This is a genomic window from Bradyrhizobium sp. Ce-3 (genome assembly GCF_022835695.1).
GTDB lineage: Bacteria > Pseudomonadota > Alphaproteobacteria > Rhizobiales > Xanthobacteraceae > Bradyrhizobium.
The window spans coordinates 1-536 of sequence record NZ_BQUV01000024.1 but is presented as its reverse complement, the minus strand read 5'-3'; the positions used below and the strand labels follow the sequence as shown (position 1 = coordinate 536).

Here is a 536-nt window from a genome sequence, read left to right as displayed (position 1 = left end):
CAGTTCGCACATCTGCATGTTGTCCATGGGATCGAATCCAGTGAATGGATTCGGATCGCGGAGGCTCCCTTTCCGAGACGCCCCGAGGTAGGCGCGGATCAACCGGTTTCGGTACATTGCATGGAGCGAAAACTTGTTGGAATTGATGAAGCAGGCCATGAAGAGTCCCAACAATGCAGCGGCCACCAGCAATCCCACGACCAGCCACCACGGCGTGTAGTGGATGGTGTCCATGTGGCCGTAGAGGTTGTAGGGTGGGGGACTCTCCGCACCCGGTACGTTTCTTTCGATGTGCATTGCAGTGCAGAGCCAGTCGATGCAGGCGCCGGCTCCCAGGGACAGGACGGCGGCGAAAAGGGATAAAAACAGCGCCGCGGCCAGCACCAGGGCTTTATCGGCAAGGACTCCCAGGGGTCCGGCCGGGCTTGCCTGCTGCGGATTCGGAACGGTCCTGGCACTCCACCCGGCCAGGAGCGAGATGAAGCCCGTGACACCGCCGAGGGGGGCGAGGATTTTCGATGGGATCTGGGAAAAAG

1 protein-coding gene is annotated in these 536 nt (G+C 60.6%); it reads right to left on the bottom strand.

Annotated features, from left to right (window positions below):
- Nucleotides 1-536 (bottom strand): hypothetical protein (locus tag BRSPCE3_RS35655; RefSeq protein ID WP_244071790.1); only part of this gene is annotated, 536 nt, incomplete at both ends.